This window comes from Alphaproteobacteria bacterium (genome assembly GCA_018667735.1).
Classification (GTDB): domain Bacteria; phylum Pseudomonadota; class Alphaproteobacteria; order Rickettsiales; family JABIRX01; genus JABIRX01.
On record JABIRX010000020.1, the window covers coordinates 1 to 3,332 of the forward strand.

Genomic DNA, 3,332 nt, shown 5'->3' on the forward strand with positions numbered 1-3,332 from the left:
ATTGTTTTCTGGCTCTAAAGGTTCTTTACCTACTTTTTTAACAAATGATTCATTCTTATTAATTTCGTTGTTAAGCTCTGAATCTTTAGTGTTTTTTGTTGATTGCTCTGACATTTTATTTGTGATTAATTAAATAAAGCAACTTCATTATAATCAATCTTGCGAATTTGCAAAGCAAATTATTTAAGTAATTACAATTTAACATATAATTAAAAATACTTACCTCATTTTATGATAAGTAAATAACTATATCTTATGTTATTTTCAGCTCTCCATTAGCAACTATTTTACTAAATTATTAGCTGCTTACTATCATAGATGATTTGTGATGTTTTTCTTACACTCACAATAATTAAACAAACATAATTTAAGCAAACTTCATTGAAAGGCTTTAGATAAAACAATCTAATTAATATAATAAGAAATAATATAATTATTAAAATAGCTCTGGCTAATAAAAAATAACATGCATAATAATAGGATAAATTTAATTACTAATTATGCGTTTATCAAATAGAAACTTTGCTGAAACCAGAGAAATCACCATAGAAACTAATGTTAATTGCCATGCTGAAGGCTCTTGTATAATAAATTTTGGTCAGACAAAAATCTTATGCACTGCTAGTTTTGAAACTGAAATACCTAGATTTTTAAGAGGTAAAAACCAAGGCTGGTTAACCGCTACATATTCTATGTTACCTCGCTCCACCCATAGCAGAATTAATAGGGAGTCAAGCACTGGTAAAATTAGTGGACGCACCCAGGAAATACAAAGATTAATTGGTAGAAGTTTACGCTCAGCAATAGACTTATCAATATTAGGAGAAAGACAAATATTTATTGATTGCGATGTATTGCAGGCTGATGGTGGCACAAGAACTGCAGCTATAAGTGGTGGCTATGTCGCTTTAGCTCTATGTATTAGGAAGCTTTTAAAGGAAGGAGTTTTAAAAGAGAGTCCACTTAAAAAAAATATTGCTGCTATTTCATGTGGCATTTCAGCTAATCAGGCAATTATAGATTTAGACTATCTTGAGGACTCTAATATTGATGTAGATGCAAATTTTATTTTATCTGCTGATAAAAAAATTATAGAGATCCAAGCTAGTGCAGAAGGAGATACATTTAGCAAAGATGAGCTAGATCAGATGTATGAATTGGCTGAAGCCGGATGCAACAAAATATTTAATTTGCAAAATGAAGCAATAAATAACTCTTAAATTTTAAGGTCTAAGTGTAAAATATTTTAGGACGTGCCTACTAAAATTTTTACCCTTTCTTTTGTAAAGCGAGTTACTTCATTATCTTCAGGTTTGTCAAAATCTACTTGCTTAGCATTATATGATACTAATTTACTGTAGGCTTTTTTAAAGTTCATAATATGTGCATAATAAATTGGTGTAAAACCTAATTTATCCACATTATTAAAGTCATATTCTGCATCTTTAAGATCATTAATAACAGTTAGAAACTTAACTTCACTTTCAATTTGGAATAACAGGACCCCCAACCTGGCATTGTATGAAATCAGGAATTTCATTACAGCCACTCTACGATTTAAGCAGGCAAAATCTAATAAACTAAAATAATTTTGGTCTGTTTTGTTAATATTAACAGCAGAATTATTTAAATAATATTTAAGCATTGTTAAGTTATTATCTAAAATAGCTTGCTTAATATCACATTCTAGTTTTTCCTTCTTATTAAAAATATTCTTTATTTTTCTCATGTTAAAACAAGTTAAAGCTAATGATAAAAATTTATTAATAGACCTCAAATATGCCACAAAACAAAATTTTGTAAAGCAAAAGCTCTATAAAGAATCTTTATGCTACTTACATGTTGATGCATCTAAAAAGCTAATAGAAGCTAGTAAAATTGCAGAAAATTTTAATTTAAAATTGAAGATCTTTGATGCGTATAGGCCTGTAGAGGTACAAAAAATCTTATTTAGTTATGACCAAGAATTTGTTTCGAATCCAGATACAGGCTCTATACCTCATTGTAGAGGTATAGCAGTTGATTTAACACTTGTTGATTCAAATAATATTGAATTAGATATGGGCACTGAATTTGATCACTTTTCTCCACTAGCTTTTCATGGTAATAGAGAAATAACACTTAAAGCTCAAAAAAATAGATTACTCTTATTGGCAATAATGACGGAGGCAGGATGGGATTTTTTTACAAATGAGTGGTGGCATTACCAATTATTTAATCCAAGAGAGTACAGCATTATTAGTGGTGATATTTTTCACAAAATATAATTTTAAGTATAAATACCTAACAAGGTTTGCACTAAAATTAGCAAGTTTTTAATAAAATATAAAAATCATTAACAAGCAGTTAGCTAGACTAAGGAGCCGACAAAAGCTACAATTTCAACTATTCTAAAATATTATACATAACAATTTACAGTTTTTTATTTCCTTTTATTTACAGACATATATTAAAACAACTATTATATTATTAAGCTAATACCTAGTCACACATAAAATAAGATCTAGGCTGGTAAATTTGCAAATACGAAAATATAATTAAATATTAAAATATTTACAATCTTAGCAAACTAAATATTTGTCCGTATAATCATCTAGCTGAATATAAATTCTAATTAAATTTAGATAAAAATTACAATTAACAAGAAAGAAATTATTAAATTATAATCTAATATTTTTTGCATATTAACTTTCAACTCTTTAGCTATAAAAATAACTTAATAGAAATTAGATTAGTTAGCTTGATATCCTTTAGCAATAACATAAGCGCTCCAATACATTGCGCAAAATATAGTGAGGGTAGCTATATTTACAATAAAGTAAAATAGTAGAAATTTGAGAATAAATATATAATTAACATGCACTAAACTATTCAAACGCTATCAATAACTAAATATAAGATTGGTTTGATATGAAGTAAAATGAAAATAAAATAAGAAAATCAATAAAGTAAATTTGTTCGAGAAAATTAAGGATAGCGAGACATCATTTTTAGTAAACTTTTGATAGCTACAGATCAAGTCTGTAACACCAAAAGTTTTTAGGAGGTAATCCAGCCGCAGGTTCCCCTACAGCTACCTTGTTACGACTTCACCCCAGTCGCTGACCCTACCGTGGACGGCTGCTTCCTTGCGGTTAGCTCACCGGCTTCGGGTAGAATCAACTCCCATGGCGTGACGGGCAGTGTGTACAAGGCCCGGGAACGTATTCACCGCGGCATGCTGATCCGCGATTACTAGCGATTCCAACTTCATGCACTCGAGTTGCAGAGTGCAATCCGAACTGAGACGGACTTTTTAGATTTGCTCCATGTTGCCATATTGCATCTCATTG

At 29.7% G+C, this 3,332-nt stretch carries 3 protein-coding genes and 1 rRNA gene; 2 read left to right on the plus strand and 2 right to left on the minus strand.

Annotated features, from left to right (window positions below):
• Window positions 1–500: 500 nt before the first annotated feature.
• The gene (gene rph / locus HOH73_02235) at window positions 501–1,220 is read left to right on the plus strand and encodes a ribonuclease PH (GenBank protein MBT5827679.1); all 720 of its coding nucleotides are present in this window, start codon (window positions 501–503) and stop codon (window positions 1,218–1,220) included.
• Between the two features lie 26 nt (window positions 1,221–1,246).
• Here rph and HOH73_02240 read toward each other — a convergent pair whose 3' ends face one another.
• Window positions 1,247–1,729, minus strand: coding sequence for an ankyrin repeat domain-containing protein (locus tag HOH73_02240; GenBank protein ID MBT5827680.1), 483 nt, complete (start codon window positions 1,727–1,729; stop codon window positions 1,247–1,249).
• On the opposite strand from HOH73_02240, the gene ddpX reads away from it, so the two are divergent.
• Entirely contained in the window at window positions 1,728–2,267 is a 540-nt protein-coding gene (gene ddpX / locus HOH73_02245) for a D-alanyl-D-alanine dipeptidase (GenBank protein ID MBT5827681.1), read from the plus strand. The two genes, HOH73_02240 and ddpX, sit on opposite strands and share 2 nt — an antisense overlap.
• Window positions 2,268–3,038: 771 nt before the next feature.
• Here the strand turns inward: ddpX and HOH73_02250 are convergent.
• Window positions 3,039–3,332: ribosomal RNA gene (locus HOH73_02250) — 16S ribosomal RNA — on the minus strand; the annotation flags it as partial.

Excerpts from the sequence above, each read along its gene's own strand:
- rph (MBT5827679.1), top strand. The coding sequence starts at position 501 with ATGCGTTTATCAAATAGAAACTTTGCTGAAACCAGAGAAATCACCATA.
- ddpX (MBT5827681.1), top strand. The coding sequence starts at position 1,728 with ATGTTAAAACAAGTTAAAGCTAATGATAAAAATTTATTAATAGACCTC.
- HOH73_02240 (MBT5827680.1), bottom strand. The coding sequence starts at position 1,729 with ATGAGAAAAATAAAGAATATTTTTAATAAGAAGGAAAAACTAGAATGT.